The 1,675-nt window shown below is 48.7% G+C and carries 2 protein-coding genes; both read right to left on the minus strand.

Annotated features, from left to right (window positions below; all coding sequences use genetic code 11):
• Positions 1–136 precede the first annotated feature (136 nt).
• Positions 137–715: a peroxiredoxin gene (locus Q7U10_02170; GenBank protein MDO8281425.1), complete on the minus strand. Its 579-nt coding sequence runs from the start codon at positions 713–715 to the stop codon at positions 137–139.
• A gap of 31 nt (positions 716–746) precedes the next feature.
• The gene (locus tag Q7U10_02175) at positions 747–1,400 is read right to left on the minus strand and encodes a class I SAM-dependent methyltransferase (protein ID MDO8281426.1); all 654 of its coding nucleotides are present in this window, start codon (positions 1,398–1,400) and stop codon (positions 747–749) included.
• Positions 1,401–1,675 lie beyond the last annotated feature (275 nt).

The raw sequence follows: 1,675 nt of genomic DNA on the forward strand, positions 1-1,675 counted from the left end.
TTTTGAAAATCCTGCACTGCTGCCCCAGCAATCCCTCTCAGTTCAATCGACATATCTGCTTATAAGAGTTATTCCAACAACGGGCTTGTTCAACTACTGGATAAAGTCGCGGCTGCGCGCGACTTATCCTTATTTGTTAGCGGGCTTGCCCACGAATCCACTCGATAACATTCTTGGCATCCTCGTCTGGTGGGTAGACCGGATAGAGGTAATGGATAATGTGGCCGCCTCTAATTATCAAAGTAATACGCTTGAGAAGCCGATTGCCTGCCACTTCAAATTGTGGCAGCTGAAGGCTATCTGAAAGCTCGTAATTTGCATCGCTTAGCAATGGAAAGGGGAGATGAAGACGTTGGGCTGCTTCCAACTGATAATCAGTCGTTTGTGTACTCAGGCCATAGATTACAGCCCCTAGACCCCTCAGCTCTGCGTGTAAATCCCTGTATGCACATGACTGGGGAGTACAACCTCTGGCACCTGGAATTGCATTCCAATTAGCTGTACCTCCAAGTGCTTCCGAATCAGGACGCCCTGTACGAGGGTAACAATAAACAACAACAAGCCCATTCGCCGGATCACTGAGTCTTACTGAATCTCCACGAGTGGATGCAAGCCCTACTGAAGGGACAGCCTTATCTAACAGATGCCGAGCAGCTCCATCATCTTGAGGTATGGGAACATCTAATGGGATCTCATAAAGGTTATCACTGCGCATGGTGCCGGCTCCTGCTCGCTAACGCTCGTATTCACGCACCAGCATTGCTGGTCGCGTGGAATTGATGGTTAGGTAGCGCTCTGTACAACGCCCTACCACCCTTTACAAATATTTCGGTTACATGAAAGCCGGCGCATGCCATTGCCTCACGTTGTTCAGATCGGCTCATGTACAACTGGTCATTGCCAAGTCCGTCTTCTCCAGAATAGTGATCACAAAATAGAAGCACACCATCGGGCTTAAGCAGTCGATGCACTTGAACGAATAACGCAGGCGCATAGCGCTTATGGCGCAACTCATGGACAGCCTGATTGGTAACTACTACATTTACCTTATTAATGCCATCTGCCCAGTCGCTCTCTTTAAAACTACGCAAGAGATAGTGGATATCGCTGCCCTTGATTTCACTCAACCTCTGCCTGGCAAGCTCATGCATAGGCTCAGAGAAATCCAGCAACGTAAAATTTATCCCATTAATTCTGCTAAGAATGTACTTAGCAAGAAACCCTGGGCCAGACCCCAACTCCAATAAATCTATGTCTGATTTACGAATTGTAGAAATCTCTGTCGTAAATGCCTGGAAGAATTCTTCTCTGAATGGGCGCAGCATCGCTGTCCGCTCCCACTCTTTGGCATCTTTCATGTCCTGTAGATCTATCGGACTTGGAACATCTGCTGGAATCATGGGGTGCTACCTAACGCCCCTGATCTGGCGCGAAAGCATGACGACATGCTTTTGTCGCTCAGGATCGGTTTGTATGATCGAAATTCCATTATTTCCCAGTCATTCATACAGCGATAAGGTGAGGCCCATACCTGCAGCAACAGGTATTCTGCACAGCAGCCCGGTGGAACGGTGGCGCCGATTTATCGAGCCCGTTATCTAGCGTGGGCGCTGTGCTGATTCTTCGTTTAACTCGAACAGTCGTAGGGGCCTCGAGCCCGAATGTAGCAAGGGTG

It is taken from the genome of Thermodesulfovibrionia bacterium (genome assembly GCA_030646035.1).
Classification (GTDB): domain Bacteria; phylum Nitrospirota; class Thermodesulfovibrionia; order UBA6902; family UBA6902; genus JACQZG01.

Coding starts and splice junctions, on each gene's coding strand:
- Q7U10_02170 (MDO8281425.1), bottom strand. CDS start 715: ATGCGCAGTGATAACCTTTATGAGATCCCATTAGATGTTCCCATACCT.
- Q7U10_02175 (MDO8281426.1), bottom strand. CDS start 1,400: ATGATTCCAGCAGATGTTCCAAGTCCGATAGATCTACAGGACATGAAA.